This window comes from Ramlibacter lithotrophicus (assembly GCF_012184415.1).
Classification (GTDB): Bacteria; Pseudomonadota; Gammaproteobacteria; order Burkholderiales; family Burkholderiaceae_C; genus Ramlibacter; species Ramlibacter lithotrophicus.
In genome coordinates this window covers 1,207,052-1,230,367 of sequence record NZ_VTOX01000001.1, presented here as the reverse complement: position 1 = coordinate 1,230,367, position 23,316 = coordinate 1,207,052, and the positions used below count along the sequence as shown (strand labels likewise).

Annotated in this window: 22 protein-coding genes and 1 tRNA gene; 22 read left to right on the top strand and 1 reads right to left on the bottom strand. The window is 67.0% G+C overall.

The window, feature by feature from the left end:
* Positions 1–14 precede the first annotated feature (14 nt).
* A complete protein-coding gene (locus RAMLITH_RS05790; RefSeq protein ID WP_168106329.1) occupies positions 15–392 on the bottom strand; it encodes an Hsp20/alpha crystallin family protein in 378 nt (125 codons plus the stop codon).
* A 191-nt stretch (positions 393–583) separates the two neighbouring features.
* On the opposite strand from RAMLITH_RS05790, the gene RAMLITH_RS05785 reads away from it, so the two are divergent.
* The 22 genes from RAMLITH_RS05785 (at position 584) to nuoN (ending at position 23,177) form a co-directional block, all read left to right on the top strand.
* Positions 584–1,789 (top strand): branched-chain amino acid ABC transporter substrate-binding protein, encoded by a 1,206-nt coding sequence (locus tag RAMLITH_RS05785; RefSeq protein WP_168106328.1) that lies wholly within the window; start codon positions 584–586, stop codon positions 1,787–1,789.
* Positions 1,790–1,798: 9 nt separating this feature from the next.
* Positions 1,799–2,953: a pyridoxal phosphate-dependent aminotransferase gene (locus RAMLITH_RS05780; protein WP_168106327.1), complete on the top strand. Its 1,155-nt coding sequence runs from the start codon at positions 1,799–1,801 to the stop codon at positions 2,951–2,953.
* Between the two features lie 247 nt (positions 2,954–3,200).
* The gene (gene rpsO / locus RAMLITH_RS05775) at positions 3,201–3,464 is read left to right on the top strand and encodes a 30S ribosomal protein S15 (protein WP_168106326.1); all 264 of its coding nucleotides are present in this window, start codon (positions 3,201–3,203) and stop codon (positions 3,462–3,464) included.
* Positions 3,465–3,698: 234 nt separating this feature from the next.
* Entirely contained in the window at positions 3,699–6,068 is a 2,370-nt protein-coding gene (gene pnp / locus RAMLITH_RS05770; RefSeq protein ID WP_168106325.1) for a polyribonucleotide nucleotidyltransferase, read from the top strand.
* Positions 6,069–6,131: 63 nt separating this feature from the next.
* On the top strand, positions 6,132–7,121 hold the full coding sequence (locus RAMLITH_RS05765) for an NAD(P)H-quinone oxidoreductase (RefSeq protein WP_168106324.1): 990 nt from the start codon (positions 6,132–6,134) through the stop codon (positions 7,119–7,121).
* 11 nt (positions 7,122–7,132) lie between these two features.
* Positions 7,133–7,879: a triose-phosphate isomerase gene (gene tpiA, locus RAMLITH_RS05760; RefSeq protein ID WP_168106323.1), complete on the top strand. Its 747-nt coding sequence runs from the start codon at positions 7,133–7,135 to the stop codon at positions 7,877–7,879.
* A 39-nt stretch (positions 7,880–7,918) separates the two neighbouring features.
* Positions 7,919–8,341: a preprotein translocase subunit SecG gene (gene secG / locus RAMLITH_RS05755; RefSeq protein ID WP_168106322.1), complete on the top strand. Its 423-nt coding sequence runs from the start codon at positions 7,919–7,921 to the stop codon at positions 8,339–8,341.
* A gap of 185 nt (positions 8,342–8,526) precedes the next feature.
* Positions 8,527–8,611: transfer RNA gene (locus tag RAMLITH_RS05750), tRNA-Leu, on the top strand.
* Between the two features lie 58 nt (positions 8,612–8,669).
* Positions 8,670–9,041 carry an NADH-quinone oxidoreductase subunit A gene (locus tag RAMLITH_RS05745; RefSeq protein WP_168106321.1) on the top strand — a complete coding sequence of 124 codons (372 nt, stop codon included), beginning with the start codon at positions 8,670–8,672 and terminating at the stop codon, positions 9,039–9,041.
* 36 nt (positions 9,042–9,077) lie between these two features.
* Positions 9,078–9,557, top strand: coding sequence for a NuoB/complex I 20 kDa subunit family protein (locus RAMLITH_RS05740; RefSeq protein WP_168106320.1), 480 nt, complete (start codon positions 9,078–9,080; stop codon positions 9,555–9,557).
* A gap of 13 nt (positions 9,558–9,570) precedes the next feature.
* A complete protein-coding gene (locus RAMLITH_RS05735) occupies positions 9,571–10,179 on the top strand; it encodes an NADH-quinone oxidoreductase subunit C (RefSeq protein ID WP_168106319.1) in 609 nt (202 codons plus the stop codon).
* A 10-nt stretch (positions 10,180–10,189) separates the two neighbouring features.
* Positions 10,190–11,443 (top strand): NADH-quinone oxidoreductase subunit D, encoded by a 1,254-nt coding sequence (locus RAMLITH_RS05730; RefSeq protein ID WP_168106318.1) that lies wholly within the window; start codon positions 10,190–10,192, stop codon positions 11,441–11,443.
* Positions 11,440–11,967 carry an NADH-quinone oxidoreductase subunit NuoE gene (nuoE, locus tag RAMLITH_RS05725; RefSeq protein ID WP_168106317.1) on the top strand — a complete coding sequence of 176 codons (528 nt, stop codon included), beginning with the start codon at positions 11,440–11,442 and terminating at the stop codon, positions 11,965–11,967. Before RAMLITH_RS05730 ends, nuoE begins: the two co-directional genes overlap by 4 nt.
* On the top strand, positions 11,964–13,331 hold the full coding sequence (gene nuoF / locus RAMLITH_RS05720) for an NADH-quinone oxidoreductase subunit NuoF (protein WP_168106316.1): 1,368 nt from the start codon (positions 11,964–11,966) through the stop codon (positions 13,329–13,331). Before nuoE ends, nuoF begins: the two co-directional genes overlap by 4 nt.
* Positions 13,332–13,349: 18 nt before the next feature.
* Positions 13,350–15,488, top strand: a complete 2,139-nt coding sequence (nuoG, locus tag RAMLITH_RS05715; protein ID WP_168106315.1) for an NADH-quinone oxidoreductase subunit NuoG — start codon at positions 13,350–13,352, stop codon at positions 15,486–15,488.
* Complete coding sequence (gene nuoH / locus RAMLITH_RS05710; protein WP_168106314.1) at positions 15,485–16,561, top strand: NADH-quinone oxidoreductase subunit NuoH; 1,077 nt, start codon at positions 15,485–15,487, stop codon at positions 16,559–16,561. The genes nuoG and nuoH overlap by 4 nt, the downstream gene beginning before the upstream one ends.
* 19 nt (positions 16,562–16,580) lie before the next feature.
* Positions 16,581–17,105 carry an NADH-quinone oxidoreductase subunit NuoI gene (gene nuoI / locus RAMLITH_RS05705; protein ID WP_168106313.1) on the top strand — a complete coding sequence of 175 codons (525 nt, stop codon included), beginning with the start codon at positions 16,581–16,583 and terminating at the stop codon, positions 17,103–17,105.
* Positions 17,106–17,133: 28 nt separating this feature from the next.
* Positions 17,134–17,769, top strand: coding sequence for an NADH-quinone oxidoreductase subunit J (locus RAMLITH_RS05700; protein ID WP_168106312.1), 636 nt, complete (start codon positions 17,134–17,136; stop codon positions 17,767–17,769).
* Positions 17,766–18,074 carry an NADH-quinone oxidoreductase subunit NuoK gene (nuoK, locus tag RAMLITH_RS05695; RefSeq protein WP_168106311.1) on the top strand — a complete coding sequence of 103 codons (309 nt, stop codon included), beginning with the start codon at positions 17,766–17,768 and terminating at the stop codon, positions 18,072–18,074. Before RAMLITH_RS05700 ends, nuoK begins: the two co-directional genes overlap by 4 nt.
* Before the next feature lie 12 nt (positions 18,075–18,086).
* Positions 18,087–20,114: an NADH-quinone oxidoreductase subunit L gene (nuoL, locus tag RAMLITH_RS05690; RefSeq protein WP_168106310.1), complete on the top strand. Its 2,028-nt coding sequence runs from the start codon at positions 18,087–18,089 to the stop codon at positions 20,112–20,114.
* A 74-nt stretch (positions 20,115–20,188) separates the two neighbouring features.
* Positions 20,189–21,661, top strand: a complete 1,473-nt coding sequence (locus RAMLITH_RS05685; RefSeq protein ID WP_168106309.1) for an NADH-quinone oxidoreductase subunit M — start codon at positions 20,189–20,191, stop codon at positions 21,659–21,661.
* A 22-nt stretch (positions 21,662–21,683) separates the two neighbouring features.
* Positions 21,684–23,177 carry an NADH-quinone oxidoreductase subunit NuoN gene (gene nuoN / locus RAMLITH_RS05680; protein WP_168106308.1) on the top strand — a complete coding sequence of 498 codons (1,494 nt, stop codon included), beginning with the start codon at positions 21,684–21,686 and terminating at the stop codon, positions 23,175–23,177.
* Positions 23,178–23,316 lie beyond the last annotated feature (139 nt).

The window sequence follows — 23,316 nt, the reverse complement described above, 5'->3', positions numbered from 1 at the left end:
GTCCGCTGCGAGGTTTACCTGACCTCGATCTGGCGAGCGGTGCTCACCGGCTGCTGCTTGGCCAGCGTCAGCGCCAGAACGCCGTTCTCCAGCTTCGCGCCGCTCGCTGCCGCGTCGATGTCCTGCGGCAGCTCGTAGGCGGCCTTCACCTGGCGCCTGGCTTCCTTGCGGGTCTCGATGCGCACGATGGCGCCTTCGATGGTGATCGCGAGGTCTTCCTTCGCGACGCCGGGCACGTCCAGCGTCACGGTCCAGGCCTTTTCGTCCTGCTCCACCTGGAAGCCGGGAGCGGCATTGCCGAAGAACGCGTCGTTGACGAAGCGCTCGAAGTTGCGGTCGAACGAGCGGAAGGGCAGCGCGGAACGGGTGCGCACGACAGGGGCGAAAAACATCATCAACTCCTTGTTGGAGCGGGCGGACGCGGCCGCCGCTCCGATACACTGCGCGGCTCTCCACCGTGATCGCCGCATGGCTCCCATCTGCGAGCCGCGGCAGGTTTTTCAAGGGAAATGCTGAAGTGAAAGATGTGAGACGCCGGCTCTTGAAATCGCTGGCGGCAACGCTATTTGTCCCCGCCGTCGCCATGGCGCAACCCGCGCGAGGGCCGGTGAAGCTGGCCATGATCGAGGGCCTGTCGGGCGGCAACGCGAACGGCGGCGAGGCTGTGTTCCGCAACCTGGTGTGGGCGGTGGAGCGCGTCAACCGGCGCGGCGGGGTGAAGACGGCCGAGGGTGCGCGCCGGCTGCAGCTGGAACGCTACGACAGCAAGGGCCAGATCGAGGAGGCGCTGTCGGCCCTGCGCTCGGCGATCGACGACGGCGCCCGCTTCATCCTGCAGGGCAATTCGTCGGCCGTCGCCGCGGCGCTGATCGATGCCGTCAACAAGCACAACGAGCGCGAGCCGACCCGGCGCGTGCTGTTCCTGAACTACTCCGCCGTCGACCCGATCCTCACCAACGAGAAGTGCAGCTTCTGGCACTTCCGCTTCGACGCGCACGCCGACATGCGGATGACGGCGCTGATGTCGGTGCTGCGCGAGGACCAGGCGCTCAAGTCCGTCTACCTGATCGGGCAGGACTACAGCTTCGGGCACGCGGTGGCGCGCGAGGCGCGGCGCCAGCTCGGCGCACTGCGGCCGGACGTGCGGATCGTCGCCGACGAGCTGCACCCCATGCTCCGCGTGAAGGATTTCGCGCCGTATGCCACCAAGATCAAGGCCAGCGGTGCGCAGGCGGTGATCACGGGCAATTTCAGCAACGACCTGACGCTGCTGGTGAAGGCGGCGCGCGAGGTCGGCTTCGAGGGCAAGTTCTACACGTTCTACGGCAACGCGCTGGGAGCGCCGGCCGCGCTGGGCGATGCCGGCGTCGGCAAGGTGATCGCCGTGGCCGACTGGCTGCCCAATGCCGGGACCCCGGCGAGCGACGCGTTCTACCAGGCCTTCCGCCAGCGCTATCCGGATCCGGCCGACGACTACGTGCACATGCGCATGCAGTTGCTGGTGGAGGCGCTGGCCCAGGCGATCGAGCGGGCCGGCGGCCTCGAGGCGGCGCCGGTGGCACGCGCCCTGGAGCAGGCGAAGGTGGAATTGCACGGGCAGCGCGGCGCCATGCGGGCGGCCGACCACCAGTTCCAGCAGCAGCTGATGGTCGGCATGATGGACCGGCAGGGTACGCCTGGCGTCCGTTTCGACGTGGAAGGCTCGGGCTACGGCTTCCGCGTCATCAAGACCATCCAGCCGGCGCAGGCGGAAATGCCCGCCAGCTGCAAAATGACCCGTTCCGAGTGAAAGCATCCCATGCGACAGGCCATCCAGAACCTCGAAGAATCCAAGATCCGCGAAGTCGCCAATGCCGGCCTCGGGCGCAGCGACGTGCTGGCCTTCTGGTTCGGCGAAAGCGACGAGGTCACGCCCGGGTTCATCCGCGAGGCGGCGATCGAATCCCTGCGCCAGGGCGAGACCTTCTACGCCCACAACCTGGGCTTGGCCGAACTGCGCAAGGCCGTGGCCGGCTACACGAGCACCTTGCATCCGCGGGTCGGCACCGACCGCATCGCCATCACCTCCAGCGGCGTGAGCGCGCTGATGCTGGCCGTGCAGGCCGTGGTCGATGCCGGGGACCGGGTGGTGGTGGTCACCCCGGTCTGGCCCAACCTGGTGGCGCAGCCGAAGATCATGGGCGCCGACGTCAGGCGCGTTTCGCTGAGGCCGCGGGGCGGCGCCTGGACGCTGGACCTGCAGGCGCTGCTGGAGGCGGTGACGCCGGCCACCCGCCTGCTGGTGGTGAACGCCCCGAACAACCCGACCGGCTGGACCCTCAGCCGCGACGAGCAGCAGGCGATCCTGGACCACTGCCGCAAGACCGGGACCTGGATCCTCGCCGACGAAGTCTACGAGCGGCTGTACTACGAGGAGGGGACGCGCTGCGCGCCGAGCTTCCTGGACGTGGCGGCGCCCGAAGACCGGCTGATCGTGGCCCATAGCTTCTCCAAGAGCTTCCTGATGACCGGCTGGCGGTTGGGCTGGCTGGTGATGCCGCCCGAACTGACCCACCACATGGGCAAGCTGCTGGAGTTCAACACGTCCTGCGCCAGCACGTTCACCCAGCGCGCGGCGGTGGTGGCGCTGCAGCGCACGGACGAGGTCACCCCGCGCGTGGTGGCGCACCTCAAGACCTGCCGCGACACCCTGGTGCCCATGTTGCAGGGCCTGCCGCGGGTGCTGGTGGAGCCGGCCAGGGGCGGGATGTACGCCTTCTTCCGGCTGGACGGCTTCGACGACTCGCTCGACGTCGCCAAGCGGCTGGTGCGGGAAGCCGGGCTCGGCCTGGCGCCCGGCAACGCCTTCTCGCCCGAGGCACAGGGGTGGCTGCGCTGGTGCTTCGCGTCCAGGGATGTCTCACGGCTGGGGCAGGGCGTCGAGCGGCTTCAGGGGTGGCTGGCGAAGAACTGAATTCGCAGGCAGACAGCCGGACGCAGAAGCCGCAGAGGTTGCGCAGAAGCCGCAAAAAACTTCACTGAGGTTTTCTCTGCGGCTTTGGCTGTTTTCCCCTCTGCGGCTTCTGCGTTCGGCTGTTGCGTTCCCATCCCGGGCGGCTGGCGACCGCTTCCGGCTATAATCCCATGGTTCTGCATCCCGCAGAGCGCACGTTGGCGGCAGTTCCAGTCGCCAACGCAAGTGGAAACCCCCAAGGAAACCAATGAACATCACCGACAAGGCCGAGATCGTCAAGGCCAACGCCCGCGCGGCCAACGACACCGGCAGCCCCGAAGTCCAGGTCGCCCTGCTGACGGCTCGCATCAACGAGCTCACCCCGCACTTCAAGACGCACGCCAAGGACCACCACGGCCGCCGCGGCCTGCTGCGCATGGTGAACCGCCGCAAGAGCCTGCTGGCGTACCTCAAGAACAAGGATGCCGAGCGCTACACCGCGCTGATCGGCAAGCTGGGCCTGCGCAAGTAAGCAGGAACTGCAACGACTGCATGGCGCCTGAGTTGGTCGACGGCTAGCTCAGGCGCTTTGTCCTTCGGAGACGGCAAGACGAATACGCGCTGTGTCATTCCACAAGGGGCCCCTGGCTCCTTCTGGAATGGCATCGTGTTCGACACCGCCTGTTCCGGGCTCCCGGCGCAGCCACATGCGCCCCAGGTCGGGACCGCGCCCTAGCGCGGGCTCCGCCACCCTAGGAAAACAACCATGAGCATCTTCAACAAGGTCACCAAGACGTTCCAGTGGGGCTCCCATACCGTCACGCTGGAGACGGGCGAGATCGCCCGCCAGGCCGGCGGCGCCGTCATCGTCAACATCGACGACACGGTGATCCTCGCCACGGTGGCCGCGTCCAAGAGCGCCAAGCCGGGGCAGGACTTCTTCCCGCTCACGGTCGACTACATCGAGAAGACCTACGCCGCCGGCAAGATCCCCGGCAGCTTCTTCAAGCGCGAAGCCAAGCCGAGCGAACACGAGACGCTCACCTCGCGCCTGATCGACCGTCCGATCCGCCCGCTGTTCCCCGAAGGCTTCTTCAACGAAGTGCACGTGGTGATCCACACGCTGTCGCTGAACCCCGAGGTCGACGCGGACATCGCCGCGATGATCGGCACCAGCGCGGCCCTGGCCGTGTCCGGCATTCCGTTCGCCGGCCCCATCGGGGCCGCGCGCGTGGGTTACGTCAACGGCGAGTACGTGCTGAATCCGGGCCAGACGGCCCGCAAGATGTCCGACCTGGACCTGATCGTCGCCGGCACCGAGAACGCCGTGCTGATGGTCGAGTCCGAGGCGCAGCAGCTGTCCGAGGAAGTGATGCTGGGCGGCGTGGTGTTCGGCCACGAGCAGGCGAAGATCGCGATCAACGCCATCCATGAACTGGTGCGCGACGCCGGCAAGCCGGTGTGGGACTGGCAGCCGCCGGCCAAGGACGAAGGCTTCATCGCGAAGGTCAACGCCCTGGCCGAAGAGAAGCTGCGCGCCGCCTACCAGATCCGCAGCAAGCAGGCCCGCACCCAGGCCCTGCGCGAAGCCAACGCCTCGGTGCTCGCGGCGCTGAAGGAAGAGGGCGGCGACTTCGATGCGATCAAGGTCGAGGGCCTGCTGTTCGACATCGAGGCGCGCATCGTGCGCAGCCAGATCCTGGCCGGCGAGCCGCGCATCGACGGCCGCGACACGCGCACCGTGCGTCCGATCGAGATCCGCACCGGCGCGCTGCCGCGCACCCACGGCTCGGCGCTGTTCACCCGCGGCGAAACGCAGGCGCTGGTGGTCACCACGCTGGGCACCGAGCGCGACGCGCAGCGCATCGACGCGCTGATGGGCGAGTACGAAGACCGCTTCATGTTCCACTACAACATGCCTCCCTTCGCCACCGGCGAAGTGGGCCGCATGGGCTCGACCAAGCGCCGCGAGATCGGCCACGGCCGCCTCGCCAAGCGCGCGCTGATCGCCTGCCTGCCGAGCAAGGACGAGTTCCCGTACACGATGCGCGTGGTCTCGGAGATCACCGAGTCGAACGGCTCCTCGTCGATGGCCTCGGTCTGCGGCGGCTGCCTGTCGCTGATGGACGCCGGCGTGCCGATGAAGGCGCACGTGGCGGGCATCGCCATGGGCCTGATCAAGGAAGGCAACCGCTTCGCGGTGCTGACCGACATCCTGGGCGACGAGGACCACCTCGGCGACATGGACTTCAAGGTGGCCGGCACGACCAACGGCATCACCGCCCTGCAGATGGACATCAAGATCCAGGGCATCACCAAGGAAATCATGCAGGTCGCCCTGGCCCAGGCCAAGGAAGCGCGCATGCACATCCTGGGCAAGATGCAGGAAGCCCTGGGCGAAGCCAAGACCGAGGTCAGCAACTACGCGCCGCGCCTGTACACGATGAAGATCAACCCGGAGAAGATCCGCGACGTGATCGGCAAGGGCGGCGCCACCATCCGCGCGCTGACCGAGGAGACCGGCTGCACCATCGACATCGCCGAGGACGGCACGATCACGATCGCCTCCACCGAAGCCGACAAGGCCGAATTCGCCAAGAAGCGCATCACGGAGATCACGGCGGAAGTGGAAATCGGCAAGGTCTACGAAGGCCCGATCACCAAGCTGCTGGACTTCGGCGCGCTGGTCAACCTGCTGCCCGGCAAGGACGGCCTGCTGCACATCTCGCAGATCGCGCACGAGCGGGTCGAGAAGGTGAGCGACTACCTGAGCGAAGGCCAGGTCGTGCGGGTCAAGGTGCTCGAGACCGACGAGAAGGGCCGTGTCAAGCTGTCGATGAAGGCGCTGCTGGACCGGCCGGCCGGCATGGAAGATCGTCCGCGCGAAGACCGTGGCCCGCGCGAGGACCGCGGCCCGCGTGGCGAAGGCCGCGGCGACTACCGCGAGCGCCGTGAGCCGCGTGAACCGCGCGAGGCCCGCGAGCCGCGCGAACAGCGTGAGCCGCGCGAACAGCGCGAACAGCGCGATTTCCAGCCGCGCGAACCGCAGCAGCAGCGTGACTTTCAGCAGCCGCGCGACCAGCAGCCGCGCGAGCCGCAGCAGCCGCCGCAGACGCCGGTCGACGACCAGGTCTGAGGTTTTCCATGAGCCTGTGGTGCGGCGCCCCACGCGGGGCGCCGCCATCAGACGGAGCAGACCATGAAAGCCGTTGAAATCAGCGCCTACGGCGCTCCCGAGGCGCTGCGCCTGGCGGAGCGTCCGGACCCGGTCCCCGCCGCCGGCGAAGTCCTGATCCGGGTTGCCGCCAGCGGCGTCAACCGGCCGGACGTGCTGCAGCGCACCGGCAACTATCCCGTGCCGCCTGGCGCTTCCGACATCCCCGGCCTCGAGGTCGCGGGCGAGATCGTGGGCGGCGACGCCGCCGCCATGGCGCAGGCCGGCTTCAGGACCGGCGACCGCGTCTGCGCGCTGGTGGCCGGCGGCGGCTACGCGTCGCTGTGCAACGCGCCGGTGGGGCAGTGCCTGCCGGTGCCCAAGGGACTGTCCGACGTCGAGGCGGCTTCGCTGCCCGAGACGTTCTTCACCGTGTGGAGCAACGTCTGGGACCGCGCGAAGCTGCAACCGGGCGAAACGCTGCTGGTGCAAGGCGGCACGAGCGGCATCGGCGTCACGGCCATCCAGATGGCCAGGGCGCTGGGCTCGCGCGTGGTCGCCACCGCCGGCAGCGACGCCAAGGTCAAGGCCTGCCTCGAGCTGGGCGCGAACGCGGCGATCAACTACCGGACGCAGGACTTCGCCGAAGAGGCGAAGAAGCTCACCGGCGGCGCCGGCGTCAACGTGATTCTCGACATGGTCGCCGGCGCCTACGTCGCACGCGAAATCGAATGCCTGGCGGAGGACGGCCGGCTCGTGATCATCGCCGTGCAAGGCGGGATCAAGAGCGAGTTCAACGCCGGGCTGGTGCTGCGCCGGCGCCTCGCGATCACCGGCTCGACGCTGCGGCCCCGGCCGGTGGCGTTCAAGGCGGCGATCGCGCGGCAGCTGCGCGAGAAGGTGTGGCCGCTGCTCGAAAGCGGCGCGATCAAGCCGGTGATCCACGGTACGTTCGCCGCCGCCGACGCGGCCCAGGCGCATGTCCTGATGGAGTCCAACCAGCACATCGGCAAGATCGTGCTCACCTGGAACTGACGGGAGCGCACATGACCAAGAAGAAACTCATCGCCGGCAACTGGAAGATGAACGGCAGCCTGGCGGCCAACGACGCGCTGGTGCGCGCCATCGCCAAGGGCCTGGGCGACGCCGCCTGCCAGGTGGCCGTCTGCGTGCCGGCGCCGTATCTCGCGCAGGTGCAGATGCTGCGCGCCGGCTGCGCCCTGGAGCTCGGTGCCCAGGACGTCTCGCAGCATGCCGAAGGCGCCTACACCGGCGAGGTCTCGGCGGCCATGCTGCGCGAGTTCGGCGTCCGCTTCGCGATCGTCGGCCACTCGGAGCGGCGGCAGTACCACGGCGAGTCGGACGCGCTGGTCGCGGACAAGGCCAAGGCGGCCCTGGCCTGCGGCATCACGCCGATCGTCTGCGTGGGCGAGACGCTGGCCGAGCGCGAGGCGGGCCGGACCGAGGAGGTCGTCAAGCGCCAGCTGGCGGCGGTGATCCACGCCAACGGCCACTGCATCAGCGAGATCGTGGTCGCTTACGAGCCGGTCTGGGCGATCGGCACCGGCCGCACGGCCACGCCCGACCAGGCGCAGCAGGTGCATGCGGTGCTGCGAGCGCAGCTCAAGGCGGCCACGCCGCACGCCGACCGCGTCCACATCCTGTACGGCGGCAGCATGAACGCGGCCAACGCCGCGTCGCTGCTGGCCTGTGCCGACATCGACGGCGGCCTGGTCGGCGGCGCATCGCTGAAGGCCGCCGACTTCCTGCAGATCATTGCAGCCGCGCGCTGACCGCGCGGCCGACGACAACGACACGGAGCCCCATCCAGAATGAATTACCTCCTCACCGCACTCCTGGCCGTGCAGATGCTGACGGCCCTCGCCATGATCGGCCTGATCCTGATCCAGCACGGCAAGGGCGCCGACATGGGCGCGGCCTTCGGCAGCGGCAGCTCCGGCAGCCTGTTCGGCGCGAGCGGCAGCGCCAACTTCCTGTCGCGCACCACCGCGGTGCTCGCGGCCGTGTTCTTCGCGGCCACCTTGCTGCTGGCCTACTTCGGCAACCTGCGCGCACCCGAAGGCGGCAGCGTGCTGGACCGCGCCGCGACCACCGCACCGGCACCGGCGCCCGCGCCGGCCGCATCCGGGGCCGCCGCGCAGATTCCGGGTACCGTCGCGCCTGCCGCTGGCGCGGCGAGCGCGCTGCCGCCGGCTGCAGGCGCTTCCGGCGCCGCGCAGATCCCGGCGCGCTGAGCCTGCGCCCGCGCTGCGTGCGGAGCGTCGCACGCAGCCGCGGCACTGCCATCGTTATCCCCTGTTGCGATTGATGTGGCGCAACTCAGCAACAGTCGAAACGATGTCTTTTCAGGGTAAACTCTACCCTGTCGCGAGCGGGTGAAAAGAGGCGTCAGCCCAGGCCCGTTGCGATGAGAAAAACCGCCGTCGTGGTGAAATTGGTAGACACGCTATCTTGAGGGGGTAGTGGCGAAAGCTGTGCGAGTTCGAGTCTCGCCGACGGCACCAACAACGAGAAACCCTGCCGGGCAGAGACGGCAGGTCAATGAGCGGACTCAGACTCAAGATGAATCTTGAACAGTATCTCCCTGTCCTCCTGTTTCTGCTCGTTGGCATGGCCGTGGGAATCATGCCCATCGCCATGGGCTGGGGCTTCAGCGCCCTGATCGGCTTCGACAAGCCCGACCCCGCCAAGAACGCCGCCTACGAGTGCGGCTTCGAGCCCTTCGAGGACGCGCGCATGAAGTTCGACGTGCGCTACTACCTCGTCGCCATCCTGTTCATCCTGTTCGACCTCGAGATCGCCTTCCTCTTCCCGTGGGCCGTCGCGCTCAACGAGATCGGGCCCGTGGGTTTCTGGTCGGTGATGGTGTTCCTGGCCATCCTGGTGGTCGGCTTCGTCTACGAGTGGAAAAAAGGCGCGCTCGACTGGGAGTGACGCTCCAGGGGCGGCGCCCCGCAAGGAAGTATTGACATGGCGAACCAAGGCATTCTCGAAAAGGGCATGGTCACGACGACCGTGGACACGGTCATCAACTGGGCCAAGACCGGCTCGCTGTGGCCGATGACGTTCGGCCTGGCCTGCTGCGCGGTGGAGATGATGCACGCCGGCGCGGCGCGCTACGACATCGACCGCTTCGGCATGCTGTTCCGCCCGAGTCCGCGCCAGTCCGACCTGATGATCGTCGCCGGCACCCTGTGCAACAAGATGGCGCCCGCGCTGCGCCGGGTGTACGACCAGATGGCCGAGCCGCGCTGGGTGATCTCGATGGGCACCTGCGCCAACGGCGGCGGCTACTACCACTACAGCTACTCGGTCGTGCGCGGCTGCGATCGCATCGTCCCGGTCGACGTCTACGTGCCCGGCTGCCCGCCGACGGCCGAGGCGCTGCTGTACGGAATCATCCAGCTGCAGCAGAAGATCCGGCGCACACAGACCATCGCCCGGGCCTGAAAGGCATCCACTCATGACTCTCTACGCCGTCGATCCCCAAGCTCTCAAGGACACGGTGGCCGCGACGCTGGGCGCGCTGGCCAGACGCATCGACCTGAAATGGGGTGAAGTCACCGTGGTGGTGGCGCCCGCCGACTACCTGGCGGCCGCCCGCCTGCTGAAGGAATCGCCCGGCTGCCAGTTCGAGCAGCTGGTCGACCTGTGCGGCGTCGACTACAGCGAATACCGCATGGGCGGCTACGAGGGGCCGCGGTTCTGCGTCGTGTCGCACCTGCTGTCGGTGAGCCTCAACCAGCGCGTGCGCCTGAAGGTGTTCGCTGCCGACGACGACGTGCCCGTGGTGGATTCGGTCACCGGCCTGTGGAACTCGGCCAACTGGTTCGAGCGCGAGGCCTTCGACCTGTACGGCATCGTCTTCGAAGGCCATGCCGACCTGCGCCGGATCCTCACCGACTACGGCTTCGTGGGACATCCCTTCCGCAAGGACTTCCCGACCGAAGGCCATGTCGAGATGCGCTACGACCCGGAGCGCCGGCGTGTGATCTACCAGACGGTGACGATCGAGCCGCGCGAGATCATCCCGCGCGTGATCCGCGAAGACAAGTACGGCGGCCTGCAATAGGTTCCAGACCATGGCAGAAATCAAGAACTACACACTCAACTTCGGTCCGCAGCACCCGGCCGCGCACGGCGTGCTGCGCCTGGTGCTGGAGCTCGACGGCGAAGTGATCCAGCGCGCCGACCCGCACATCGGCCTGCTGCACCGCGCGACCGAGAAGCTGGCCGAGACCAAGACCTACATCCAGGCGCTGCCGTACATGGACCGGCTCGACTACATGTCGATGATGGCCAACGAGCACGCGTACTGCCTGGCCGTCGAGAAGATGCTCGGCATCGACGTGCCGGTCCGCGCGCAGTACATCCGCGTCATGTTCTCCGAGATCACGCGCCTGCTGAACCACCTGCTGTGGCTCGGTGCGCACGGGCTCGACTGCGGCGCGATGAACATCCTGATCTACGCGTTCCGCGAGCGGGAGGACCTGTTCGACATGTACGAAGCGGTGTCGGGCGCGCGCATGCACGCGGCCTACTTCCGCCCGGGCGGCGTCTACCGTGACCTGCCGGACTCCATGCCGCAGTACAAGACGAGCAAGGTGCGCAACGAGCGCTCGGTGCGCCAGCTCAACGAGAACCGCCAGGGCTCGCTGCTGGACTTCATCGACGACTTCTGCCGGCGCTTCCCGGGCTACGTCGACGAGTACGAGACGCTGCTGACCGAGAACCGCATCTGGAAGCAGCGCACGGTGGGCATCGGCGTCGTCTCGCCCGAGCGCGCGCTGAACCTGGGCTTCACCGGCCCCATGCTGCGCGGCTCCGGCTTCGCCTGGGACCTGCGCAAGAAGCAGCCGTACGACGTGTACGACCGGATGGACTTCGACATCCCGATCGGCCACACCGGCGACTGCTACGACCGCTACCTGGTCCGCGTGCGCGAACTGCGCGAGTCCAACCGCATCATCAAGCAGTGCGTGGACTGGCTCAAGGCCAACCCGGGCCCGGTGATCACCGACAACCACAAGGTGGCGCCGCCCGATCGCGAATCCATGAAGTCCAACATGGAGGAGCTGATCCACCACTTCAAGCTGTTCTCGGAAGGCTTCCGCGTGCCCGAGGGCGAGGCCTACGCGGCCGTCGAGCACCCGAAGGGCGAGTTCGGCATCTACTTCGTCAGCGACGGCGCCAACAAGCCCTATCGCATGAAGATCCGCCCGCCGGGGTTTGTGCACCTGTCGGCGATGGACGAGATGGCGCGCGGCCACATGATCGCCGACGCCGTGGCGGTGATCGGCACCATGGACATCGTGTTCGGAGAGATTGACCGATGAGTTCCCAACCAGCAAGACAAGAGCCGGCGCTGTCGGACGCCACCAGGGCGCGTTTCGACCGCGAGGTCGCGAAGTACCCGGCCGACCAGCGGCAGTCCGCCGTCATGGGCTGCCTGCGGATCATGCAGGAAGAGCGTGGCTGGATCAGCCAGCAGACCGAGGAGCAGATCGCCGACTACCTTGGCATGCCGACGATCGCCGTGCACGAGGTCACGACGTTCTACAACATGTACAACCAGGCGCCCGTGGGCAAGTACAAGCTCAACGTGTGCACCAACCTGCCGTGCCAGCTGCGCGACGGCGCGCGCGCGCTGCACCACCTGGAGCAGCGCCTGGGCATCAAGATGGGCGAGACCACCCCCGACGGCCTGTTCACGCTGCAGCAGTCGGAGTGCCTCGGCGCCTGCGCCGACTCGCCGGTGCTGCTGGTCAACGACGGCACGATGGTGAGCTTCATGAGCAACGACAAACTCGACCAGCTGATCGAAGGCCTGCGCACGGCTTCGGGCGGGGAGCCGGCATGAACGCGCAGCAAGTGCTGGCCCAGTTCCAGGCCACCGGCGTCCAGACCTGCTTCCACGGCCGCCACATCGATCCGCAGATCTACAAGGACCTGAACGGCACCAACTGGCGGCTGAAGGACTACGAACAGCGCGGCGGCTACGGCGCGCTGCGCAAGATCCTGAACGAGCGCATCGATCCGGCGACGGTCACCCAGACGGTGAAGGACTCGGCGCTGCGCGGCCGCGGCGGCGCCGGTTTCCCGACCGGCCTGAAGTGGAGCTTCATGCCGAAGAACTACGCCGGGCAGAAGTACCTGGTGTGCAACTCGGACGAAGGCGAGCCGGGCACCTGCAAGGACCGCGACATCCTGCAGTTCAATCCGCACATCGTCATCGAGGGGATGATCATCGCGGCCTACGCGATGGGCATCACCGTCGGCTACAACTACATCCACGGCGAAATCCTGCAGACCTACCACCGCTTCGAGGAAGCGCTGGAAGAGGCGAGGGCGGCCGGCCTGCTGGGCGACCGGATCCTGGGCAGCGACTTCAGCTTCCAGCTGCATGCCGTGCACGGCTGGGGCGCCTACATCTGCGGCGAGGAAACCGCGCTGCTCGAATCGGTGGAAGGCAAGAAGGGCCAGCCGCGCTACAAGCCGCCGTTCCCGGCCAGCTTCGGCCTGTACGGCAAGCCGACCACCATCAACAATACCGAGACCTTCGCCGCGGTCCCCTGGATCATCAACCACGGCGCCCAGGCCTACCTCGAGGTGGGCAAGCCGAACAACGGCGGGACCAAGATCTATTCGGTTTCCGGCGACGTGGAGCTGCCCGGCAACTACGAAGTGCCCATGGGCACGCCGTTCGCGAAGCTGCTCGAGCTCGCCGGCGGCGTGCGCAAGGGCCGCACGCTCAAGGCCGTGATCCCGGGCGGCTCGTCGGCCCCGGTGCTGCCGGCCGACATCATGATGCAGTGCACGATGGACTACGACTCCATCGCCAAGGCCGGCTCCATGCTCGGTTCGGGCGCGGTGATCGTGATGGACGACTCGCGGCCGATGCCCGAGTCGCTGCGGCGCCTGTCCTACTTCTACATGCACGAGTCGTGCGGCCAGTGCACGCCCTGCCGCGAAGGCACGGGCTGGCTGTGGCGCGTGGTCGACCGCATCTGCAACGGCCACGGCAAGCCCGGCGACATGGACCTGCTGGACTCGGTGGCCGACAACATCCAGGGCCGCACGATCTGCGCGCTGGGCGACGCCGCCGCGATGCCGGTGCGCGCCATGCTGAAGCACTTCCGGCACGAGTTCGAAGCGCGGATCCGGCGCCCGGACCTGCCCACGTCGGATGGCAAGCAGCCGGTACCCGCCGGCGCCCGCGGCTGATCGAAGGGAACCGCGTCAATGATTGAACTAGATCTCGACGGCAAGAAGGTCGAAGTGCCCGAAGGCAGCATGATCATGCATGCGGCCGACAAGGCCGGCACGTACATTCCGCACTTCTGCTACCACAAGAAACTGTCGATCGCGGCGAACTGCCGCATGTGCCTGGTCGAGGTGGAGAAGGCGCCCAAGCCGATGCCGGCCTGCGCCACGCCGGTGACCAACGGCATGGTGGTGCGCACCAAGAGCGACAAGGCCATCAAGGCGCAGCAGTCGGTGATGGAGTTCCTGCTGATCAACCATCCGCTCGACTGCCCGATCTGCGACCAGGGCGGCGAATGCCAGCTGCAGGACCTCGCCGTCGGCTACGGCGCGTCCGCCTCGCGCTACGAGGAGGAAAAGCGCGTCGTGCTGCACAAGGACGTGGGCCCGCTGATCTCCATGGAGGAGATGAGCCGCTGCATCCACTGCACCCGCTGCGTGCGCTTCGGCCAGGAGCTGGCCGGCGTGATGGAGCTGGGCATGATCCACCGGGGCGAGCACTCCGAGATCACCACGGTGTCCGGCGACACGGTGGACTCCGAGGTGTCGGGCAACATGATCGACCTGTGCCCGGTCGGCGCGCTGCTGTCCAAGCCGTTCCGCTACCAGGCCCGCACCTGGGAGCTGGCCCGGCGCAAGTCGGTGAGCCCCCATGATTCCACCGGCGCGAACCTGATCGTGCAGGTGAAGAACAACAAGGTCATGCGCGTGCTGCCCCTCGAGAACGAGGAAGTCAACGAGTGCTGGCTGGCCGACCGCGACCGCTTCTCCTACGAGGCGCTCGACTCCACCGAGCGCCTGGCGACGCCCATGATCAAGCATGGCGGCGAGTGGAAGAGCGTCGACTGGCAGACCGCGCTCGAGTACGTCGCCAACGGCCTGCGCCACGTCAAGGGCGACCACGGTGCCAAGGCGATCGGCGCGCTGGTGAGCCCGCACAGCACCGTCGAGGAGCTGTACCTGGCCGGCGCCCTGGTGCGCGGGCTGGGCAGCGAGAACGTCGACTACCGGCTGCGCAACGCGCAGTTCGCCAGGCCCGAGGGCGTGCGCTGGCTCGGCACCTCCATCGCCTCGCTCGCCAACCTGCAGGCCGCGCTGGTGGTCGGCTCGAACCTGCGCAAGGACCATCCGCTGTTCGCGATGCGGGTGCGCGCCGCCACGCGCAAGGGCGCCGCGGTGCACGTCATCCACGACCAGGCCGACGACTGGGCGATGGCCATCGCGTCCTCGACCGTCGCGCCCGCTTCCGGCTGGGCGCAGGCGCTGGCCGACGTGGCCGCCGCCGTCGCCGAGAGCAAGGGCAGTGCCGCTCCCGCGAAGGGCAGCGCCAGCGACGCCGCGAAGCGCATCGCCCAATCGCTGCTGTCCGGCGAGCGCAAGGCGATCCTGCTGGGCAACGCGGCCGCGCACCACGCGAACGCGTCCGGCCTGCTGGCACTGGCCAACTGGATCGGCGCCCAGACCGGCGCGACCGTCGGCTACCTGACGGAGGCCGCGAACACCGTCGGCGCGCAGCTCGTGAAGGCGCTGCCGGGCGGCGATGGCCTGAACGCCGGCCAGATGCTGGCGGGCGGCCTGAAGGCCGCCATCCTGCTGAACGTCGAGCCCGAGTTCGACGCCGCGGACGGCAAGAAGGCGCTGGCCGGCCTCGGCCAGGCCGAGATGGTGATCTCCATGAGCCCGTTCAAGGCCAACATGGACATCGCCGACGTGCTGCTGCCGATCGCGCCGTGGACCGAGACTCCCGGCACCTTCGTCAACGCCGAGGGCCGCGTGCAGAGCTTCCATGCCGTCGTCAAGCCCCTGGGCGAGGCGCGTCCGGCCTGGAAGGTGCTGCGCGTGATCGCCAACACCATGGGCCTGCCGGGGTTCGAGTTCGAGTCCGCCCAGGAAGTCCTGGCCGCCGCCCGCGGGCCGCAGGACGTGGGGGCGACCCATGTGCAAGGCGGGGTGCTCTCGAACGCGACGGGCGCCGGCATCGACGTCGCCGCCGCCGCCGGCAAGCCGGCGAGCGCTGCCATCTACCAGCTCGACGGGATCGTGCGCCGCGCGACCTCGCTGCAACTGACCGCCGACGGCCGCAGGGCGGCCATGGCTCGTGAGGAGACGCCAGCATGATCGACCAGATCTGGGGCCTGGGGAACGGCCTGATCGCCGCACCGTGGTGGACCACCATGGGCTGGCCGGTGACGTGGGCGCTGATCAAGATCGTCGTGCTCGTCGCGCCGCTGATGGGCGCCGTGGCCTACCTGACCTTGTGGGAACGCAAGGCGATCGGCTTCACGCAGATCCGCCTCGGCCCCAACCGCATCGGTCCCATGGGCCTGCTGCAGCCGATGGCGGACGCGGTGAAGCTCCTGACCAAGGAGATCATCCGCCCGACGATGGCCAACAAGGGCCTGTTCTTCCTGGGCCCGATCATGACCATCACGCCGGCGCTGCTGGCCTGGGTCGTGATCCCGTTCGGTCCCGAGGTGGCGCTGGCCAACGTCAACGCCGGCCTGCTGCTGCTGATGGCCGTCACCTCGATCGAGGTCTACGGCGTCATCATCGCCGGCTGGTCCTCCAATTCGAAATACGCGTTCCTCGGCGCGATGCGCGCGTCGGCCCAGATGGTCAGCTACGAGATCGCGATGGGCTTCTGCTTCGTCGTCGTGCTGATGGTGTCCGGCAGCATGAACATGACCGACATCGTCATGAGCCAGGCGCGCGGCATCGGCGCGTCCAACGGCGTCAACTTCCTGTCCTGGAACTGGCTGCCCCTGCTGCCGATCTTCGTCGTCTACTTCGTGTCGGGCCTGGCCGAAACCAACCGCGCGCCGTTCGACGTGGTGGAAGGCGAGTCGGAGATCGTCGCCGGCCACATGATCGAGTACTCGGGCATGAGCTTCGGCACCTTCTTCCTGGCCGAATACGCCAACATGTGGCTGGTCTCGATCCTCGCCGCCACGCTGTTCCTGGGCGGCTGGCTGCCCCCGTTCGAGTTCCTGTCCTTCATCCCGGGCTGGATCTGGCTGGGCATCAAGACCTTCGTCCTGGTCACCATGTTCCTGTGGATCCGCGCCACGTTCCCGCGCTTCCGCTACGACCAGATCATGCGCCTGGGCTGGAAGATCTTCATCCCGGTGACGCTGGTCTGGCTGGTCGTGGTCGGACTCTGGATGCAGACCCCCTTCAACATCTGGAAGTAGCAAAGCAGAAGTACCCGCCATGTCTACGCACCAAGCCACCGCACCGCGCCACCTGCCCTTCTCGCTGAAGGACTTCCTCGCCAGCTTCGCCCTCACGGAGCTGTTCAAGGGCATGGCGATCACCGGCAAGTACGCCTTCAAGCGCGCGATCACGATCCAGTTCCCCGAGGAGAAGACGCCGCTGTCGCCGCGCTTCCGCGGCCTGCACGCGCTGCGCCGCTACGAGAACGGCGAGGAGCGCTGCATCGCCTGCAAGCTGTGCGAGGCCGTATGCCCGGCGGTGGCGATCACCATCGAATCCGACCAGCGCGCCGACGGCACCCGCCGCACGACCCGCTACGACATCGACCTCACAAAGTGCATCTTCTGCGGCTTCTGCGAGGAAAGCTGCCCGGTCGACTCGATCGTCGAGACGCACATCCTGGAGTACCACGGCGAGAAGCAGGGCGACCTGTACTTCACCAAGGAGATGCTGCTGGCCGTCGGCGACCGCTACGAGGCCGAGATCGCCGAGCGCAAGGCGGCGGACGCCAGGTACCGGTAGCCGGGACCAGAACAACAAGGCAACGATCATGGATATCCGAACCGGCTTCTTCTACCTGTTCTCCGCGCTGCTGCTGTTCGCGGCCTTCCGCGTCATCACGGCGCGCAACCCGGTCCACGCCGCGCTGTTCCTGGTGCTGGCGTTCTTCCAGGCCTCCGCGGTCTGGCTGCTGCTGCGGGCCGAGTTCCTGGCGATCACGCTGGTCCTGGTGTACGTCGGCGCCGTGATGGTGCTGTTCCTGTTCGTGGTGATGATGCTCGACGTGGACGTCGATGCCTTGCGGTCCGGCTTCTGGAAGCACTTCCCGCTGGCGGCGGCCGTCGGCGTGCTGATCGCGCTGGAAATGGCGGCCGTGCTGATGGGCGGCTTCCGCATGGGCGAGGAGCCGAAGGCCGTGCCTGCCGCCGCGCAGGCCGCCGTCCAGGTCTCCAACACCAAGGAACTGGGCAAGCTGCTGTACACCCAGTACCTCTACGCGCTCGAAGTCGCCGCCGTCATCCTGCTGGTGGCGATCATCGCGGCGATCGCGCTCACGCTGCGCAAGCGCAAGGACAGCAAGTTCACCGACCCCTCGCAGCAGGTGCGAGTGCACGCCCGCGACCGGCTGGAAGTCGTCAAGCTGCCGCCCACGCTGCCGGCGGCCCGCGCGGAGACCAAGGCATGACCATCACCCTCGGCCACTTCCTCTCGCTCGGCGCGATGCTGTTCGCGCTGTCCGTGATCGGCATCTTCCTGAACCGCCGCAACCTGATCGTGCTGCTGATGGCGATCGAGCTGATGCTGCTCGCGGTGAACATGAACTTCGTCGCCTTCTCGCACTACCTGGGCGACATGCACGGCCAGATCTTCGTGTTCTTCATCCTGACGGTGGCGGCGGCGGAGTCCGCGATCGGCCTCGCCATCCTGGTGCTGCTGTTCCGCAACAAGTCCAACATCCAGGTCGAGTCACTGAACGAGCTGAAGGGCTGACGGGCAAGAAACATGAGCCAGACTCTCAACGCAACCACGCTGCTCGCCGTGCCGCTGGCCCCCCTGGTCGGGGCGGCACTGGCCGGCATCTTCGGCACCACCTTCGGCGGCAACTGGATCGGGCGGCGCCTGTCGCACACCTTGTGCATCCTGGGCGTGTTCATCGCCTTCGTGCTGTCGGCCATGACGCTCAAGAGCGTCGCCGTGGACGGCGCCCGCTTCAACCAGACCATCTACGAATGGATGGTGGTCGGCGGCCTGAAGATGGAGGTCGGCTTCCTGGTCGACGGCCTGACGGCGATGATGATGTGCGTGGTGACCTTCGTGTCGCTGATGGTCCACATCTACACCATCGGCTACATGGAGGAAGACGACGGCTACAACCGCTTCTTCGCCTACATCTCGCTGTTCACGTTCTCGATGCTCATGCTGGTCATGAGCAACAACTTCCTGCAGCTGTTCTTCGGCTGGGAAGCGGTCGGCCTGGTGTCGTACCTGCTGATCGGTTTCTGGTACACCCGTCCGACGGCCGTGTTCGCCAACCTCAAGGCGTTCCTGGTCAACCGGGTCGGCGACTTCGGCTTCATCCTGGGCATCGGCCTCATCGCCGCCTACGCCGGCACGCTCAGCTACAACGAGGCCTTCGCCAAGGCCGGCGAGCTGGCGAAGCTGAACTTCGGCTACGGCACCGACTGGATGCTGATCACGGTGATCTGCATCTGCCTGTTCATCGGCGCGATGGGCAAGAGCGCGCAGTTCCCGCTGCACGTGTGGCTGCCCGACTCGATGGAAGGCCCGACGCCGATCTCGGCGCTGATCCACGCCGCGACCATGGTGACGGCGGGCATCTTCATGGTGGCTCGCATGTCGCCGCTGTTCGAACTCTCCGACGTGGCCCTGTCGTTCGTGATGACGATCGGCGCGATCACCGCGCTGTTCATGGGCTTCCTGGGCATCATCCAGAACGACATCAAGCGGGTGGTCGCGTATTCCACGCTGTCGCAGCTCGGCTACATGACGGTCGCCCTGGGCGTGTCGGCCTATTCTGTCGCCGTGTTCCACCTGATGACGCACGCTTTCTTCAAGGCGCTGCTGTTCCTCGGCGCCGGCTCCGTGATCATCGGCATGCACCACAACCAGGACATCCGCTGGATGGGCAACGTGCGCAAGTACATGCCGATCACCTGGATCACCTCGCTGCTCGGCTCGCTGGCGCTGATCGGCACGCCGTTCTTCTCCGGCTTCTACTCCAAGGACAGCATCATCGAGGCCGTCCACTTCAGCAAGCTGCCGGGACACAGCTTCGCCTACTTCGCGGTCGTCGCCGGCGTGTTCATCACGGCCTTCTATTCGTTCCGCATGTACTTCCTGGTGTTCCACGGCAAGGAGCGCTTTGACCAGAACCCCGACGCGCACCACGGCCACGGCCATGACGCGCATGGCCACGGCGAGCACCACGAGCCGCACGAGACCCCTTGGGTCGTGACGGTGCCGCTGCTGCTGCTGGCGCTGCCCTCGGTGGTGATCGGCTTCCTCACGATCCAGCCGATGCTGTTCGGCGACCTGCTGAAGGATTCGATCTTCGTCGACCCGGCCAAGCACGGCGCGATGGCCGGCCTGGCGCAGATGTTCCATGGCCCGGTGCAGATGGCCCTGCACGGCTTCACGACGGCGCCGTTCTGGCTGGCGCTGGCCGGCGTGGTGGCGGCCTGGTACATGTACCTGGTCAACCCCGCGCTGCCGGCCGCGATCAAGCGGATGTTCCAGCCGGTCTACACCGTCCTCGAGAACAAGTACTACATGGACTGGTTCAACGAGCAGGTGATCGCCCGCGGCGCGCGCCTGCTGGGCCGCGGCCTGTGGAAGGGCGGCGACGAGGGCGTCATCGACGGTGCCCTCGTGAATGGCAGCGCGCGCGCCGTCGGCTGGATCGCCGGCATCGTGCGCTGGGTGCAGACCGGGTACATCTACCACTATGCCTTCGCGATGATCATCGGCGTGTTCGTGCTGATGACATGGTTCGTCTGGCTGAACCGCTGAAAGCAGATGAATTTGCGGGACGGATCTTCGGCGCTGTCCCCGACTGACCAACGAAGCAAAGACGGAAGAACAAAATGGGTTTGTTGAGCCTCGCCATCTGGACACCGATCTTCTTCGGTGCTGTGCTGCTGGCTTTCGGACGGGACGACCAGGCCCGGATGGTGCGCTGGATCGCGCTGATCGGGGCCCTGGCGGGGCTCGCGGTAACGCTGCCGCTGTATCCCGGCTTCGACGTCGGAACGTCGGCGATGCAGTTCGTCGAGAAGGCGCCGTGGATCGAGCGCTTCAACGTCAGCTACCACCTGGGCATCGACGGCATCTCCTTCTGGTTCGTGCTGCTGACGGCGTTCATCACGGTGGTGGTCGTGATCGCCAGCTGGGAGTCGATCACCGAGCGCGTCAACCAGTACATGGCCGCGTTCCTGATCCTGTCGGGCCTGATGATCGGCGTGTTCTGCGCGCTGGACGGGATCCTGTTCTACACGTTCTTCGAGGCGACCCTGATCCCGATGTACCTGATCATCGGCGTGTGGGGCGGCCCCAACAAGATCTACGCGGCCTTCAAGTTCTTCCTCTACACGCTGCTCGGCTCGCTGCTGATGCTGGTCGCGCTGATCTACCTGTACGTGCAGTCCGGTGGCAGCTTCGACATCGCGACCTGGCACCGGCTGCCGCTGTCGTCCACGGCGCAGACGCTGCTGTTCTTCGCGTTCTTCGCCGCCTTCGCCGTGAAGGTGCCGATGTGGCCGGTCCACACCTGGCTGCCGGACGTGCACGTCGAGGCGCCGACCGGCGGCTCCGCCGTGCTGGCGGCCATCATGCTGAAGCTGGGCGCCTACGGCTTCCTGCGCTTTTCCATGCCGATCGCGCCGGACGCCGCCCACGAGTGGGCCTGGCTGATCATCGGCCTGTCGCTGATCGCGGTGGTCTACGTGGGCCTGGTCGCGATGGTGCAGCAGGACATGAAGAAGCTGGTGGCGTATTCGTCGGTGGCCCACATGGGCTTCGTGACGCTCGGCTTCTTCATCTTCAACGACATCGGCGTGGCCGGCGGCATCGTGCAGATGATCGCCCACGGTTTCGTCTCGGCTGCCATGTTCCTGTGCATCGGCGTGCTGTACGACCGCGTGCATTCGCGCCAGATCGCCAGTTACGGCGGCGTCGTCAACACGATGCCCAACTTCACCGCGTTCGCGCTGCTGTTCGCCATGGCCAACGCGGGCCTGCCGGCGACGGCCGGCTTCGTCGGCGAGTGGATGGTGATCCTGGGCGCCGTGAGGGTGAACTTCTGGATGGGGCTGGCCGCCGCCACCTCGCTGATCCTCGGCGCGTCGTTCACGCTGTGGATGTTCAAGCGGGTGTACCTGGGACCGGTGGCCAACGACCATGTCCGCGAGCTCACCGACATCAACGGCCGCGAATTCCTGATGCTGGGCCTGCTGGCGGTCGCGGTGCTGGCGATGGGTGTCTACCCGAAACCCTTCACCGACATCATGAACGTGACGGTGGCCGATTTCCTCAGGCACGTGGCCGCTTCCAAACTGTGAGTCGTGGGCAGGAAGAGAACAAATGATTGACAAACTCAGCTGGACGACGGCCTACCCCGAAGTGGTGCTGCTGGTCATGGCGTGCGTGATCGCCATGGTGGACCTGGGCGTGACCAGCGCCCGGCGCACCCTCACCTACGTGCTCACCCTGGCGACGCTGGCCGTCGTCGCCGTGATGCTGGCATACCAGGCGGGCGAGGGCTCGACGGTCTACGGCTTCTCGAACATGGTGGTCAGCGACCCGATGGGCAACTGGCTCAAGTGCTTCGCCACCATCGCCATGATGGTGTGCCTGGTGTACGGCCGGCCGTACGCGGCCGACCGCGACATGTTGCGCGGCGGCGAGCTGTTCACGCTGGCCATGTTCTCGCTGCTGGGCATCTTCGTGATGATCTCGGGCAGCAACTTCCTGATCATCTACCTGGGCCTGGAACTGCTCACGCTCTCCAGTTACGCGCTGGTGGCTCTGCGCCGCGACCACACCGCGTCGACCGAGGCCGCGATGAAGTACTTCGTGCTCGGCGCCATGGCCAGCGGCTTCCTGCTGTATGGCCTGTCGATGCTGTACGGCGCAACCGGCTCGCTGGAAATCTCCACCGTCTTCAAGGTGATCAGCTCCGGGCAGGTGAAGCACCAGGTGCTGGTGTTCGGCCTGGTGTTCATCGTCGCCGGGCTGGCCTTCAAGATGGGCGCGGCGCCGTTCCACATGTGGATCCCCGACGTCTACCAGGGCGCCCCGACGGCCGTGACCATCATGATCGGCAGCGCGCCGGAACTGGCCGCCTTCGCCATCGCGATCCGCCTGCTGGTGGAAGGACTGCTGCCGCTGGCGATCGACTGGCAGCAGATGCTGGCCATCCTCGCGATCGGCTCGTTGCTGATCGGCAACCTGGCGGCCATCGCGCAGACGAACCTGAAGCGCATGCTGGCCTATTCGACCATCGCGCAGATGGGCTTCGTGCTGCTGGGCCTGCTGTCCGGCGTGGTCGCCGGCAAGGCCTCGCCGGCTTCGCTGACCACGGCCTACAGCGCTGCGATGTTCTACATCGTCACCTACGTGCTCACCACCCTGGCGAGCTTCGGCGTGATCCTGCTGCTGGCGCGCGAAGGTTTCGAGAGCGAGGAGATTGCCGACCTGGCGGGCCTCAACCAGCGCAGCCCGCTGTACGCCGGCGTGATGGCCGTGTGCCTGTTCTCGCTGGCCGGCATCCCGCCGCTGGTCGGCTTCTACGCCAAGCTGACGGTGCTGGAAGCGCTGATCGGCACCGGCCAGGAGCCATACATCTGGCTGGCCGTGTTCGCCGTGATCATGTCGCTGATCGGCGCGTTCTACTACCTGCGGGTCGTCAAGGTGATGTACTTCGACGCACCGATCACGGCCACCACGGTTTCGGCCACGGCCGAAGTGCGGGTCGTGCTGACGCTCAATGGCGCGCTGGTCCTGGTCCTGGGCATCCTGCCGGGCGGGCTGATGACCTTGTGCGCGCAGGCGATCGTCAAGACGCTCGGCAGCTGAAGGGCCCCCGCCTGCCGAAAAGCCGCCTGCGGGCGGCTTTTTGCCGTCCTGGGAGCGCCGCCGGCGGCTCCACCGCGCCGGCATTGTTGGCTAAAGTCGGTGTTCCACGGCCCGGCGCCACTGCCTCCAACGGGAAACG

Coding starts and splice junctions, on each gene's coding strand:
- nuoH (WP_168106314.1), top strand. CDS start 15,485: ATGATCGACCAGATCTGGGGCCTGGGGAACGGCCTGATCGCCGCACCG.
- RAMLITH_RS05730 (WP_168106318.1), top strand. CDS start 10,190: ATGGCAGAAATCAAGAACTACACACTCAACTTCGGTCCGCAGCACCCG.
- rpsO (WP_168106326.1), top strand. CDS start 3,201: ATGAACATCACCGACAAGGCCGAGATCGTCAAGGCCAACGCCCGCGCG.
- nuoL (WP_168106310.1), top strand. CDS start 18,087: ATGAGCCAGACTCTCAACGCAACCACGCTGCTCGCCGTGCCGCTGGCC.
- RAMLITH_RS05735 (WP_168106319.1), top strand. CDS start 9,571: ATGACTCTCTACGCCGTCGATCCCCAAGCTCTCAAGGACACGGTGGCC.
- nuoF (WP_168106316.1), top strand. CDS start 11,964: ATGAACGCGCAGCAAGTGCTGGCCCAGTTCCAGGCCACCGGCGTCCAG.
- RAMLITH_RS05780 (WP_168106327.1), top strand. CDS start 1,799: ATGCGACAGGCCATCCAGAACCTCGAAGAATCCAAGATCCGCGAAGTC.
- secG (WP_168106322.1), top strand. CDS start 7,919: ATGAATTACCTCCTCACCGCACTCCTGGCCGTGCAGATGCTGACGGCC.
- nuoI (WP_168106313.1), top strand. CDS start 16,581: ATGTCTACGCACCAAGCCACCGCACCGCGCCACCTGCCCTTCTCGCTG.
- RAMLITH_RS05700 (WP_168106312.1), top strand. CDS start 17,134: ATGGATATCCGAACCGGCTTCTTCTACCTGTTCTCCGCGCTGCTGCTG.
- tpiA (WP_168106323.1), top strand. CDS start 7,133: ATGACCAAGAAGAAACTCATCGCCGGCAACTGGAAGATGAACGGCAGC.
- nuoE (WP_168106317.1), top strand. CDS start 11,440: ATGAGTTCCCAACCAGCAAGACAAGAGCCGGCGCTGTCGGACGCCACC.
- RAMLITH_RS05765 (WP_168106324.1), top strand. CDS start 6,132: ATGAAAGCCGTTGAAATCAGCGCCTACGGCGCTCCCGAGGCGCTGCGC.
- nuoK (WP_168106311.1), top strand. CDS start 17,766: ATGACCATCACCCTCGGCCACTTCCTCTCGCTCGGCGCGATGCTGTTC.
- nuoN (WP_168106308.1), top strand. CDS start 21,684: ATGATTGACAAACTCAGCTGGACGACGGCCTACCCCGAAGTGGTGCTG.
- RAMLITH_RS05740 (WP_168106320.1), top strand. CDS start 9,078: ATGGCGAACCAAGGCATTCTCGAAAAGGGCATGGTCACGACGACCGTG.
- RAMLITH_RS05685 (WP_168106309.1), top strand. CDS start 20,189: ATGGGTTTGTTGAGCCTCGCCATCTGGACACCGATCTTCTTCGGTGCT.
- pnp (WP_168106325.1), top strand. CDS start 3,699: ATGAGCATCTTCAACAAGGTCACCAAGACGTTCCAGTGGGGCTCCCAT.
- RAMLITH_RS05785 (WP_168106328.1), top strand. CDS start 584: ATGGCGCAACCCGCGCGAGGGCCGGTGAAGCTGGCCATGATCGAGGGC.
- RAMLITH_RS05745 (WP_168106321.1), top strand. CDS start 8,670: ATGAATCTTGAACAGTATCTCCCTGTCCTCCTGTTTCTGCTCGTTGGC.
- RAMLITH_RS05790 (WP_168106329.1), bottom strand. CDS start 392: ATGTTTTTCGCCCCTGTCGTGCGCACCCGTTCCGCGCTGCCCTTCCGC.
- nuoG (WP_168106315.1), top strand. CDS start 13,350: ATGATTGAACTAGATCTCGACGGCAAGAAGGTCGAAGTGCCCGAAGGC.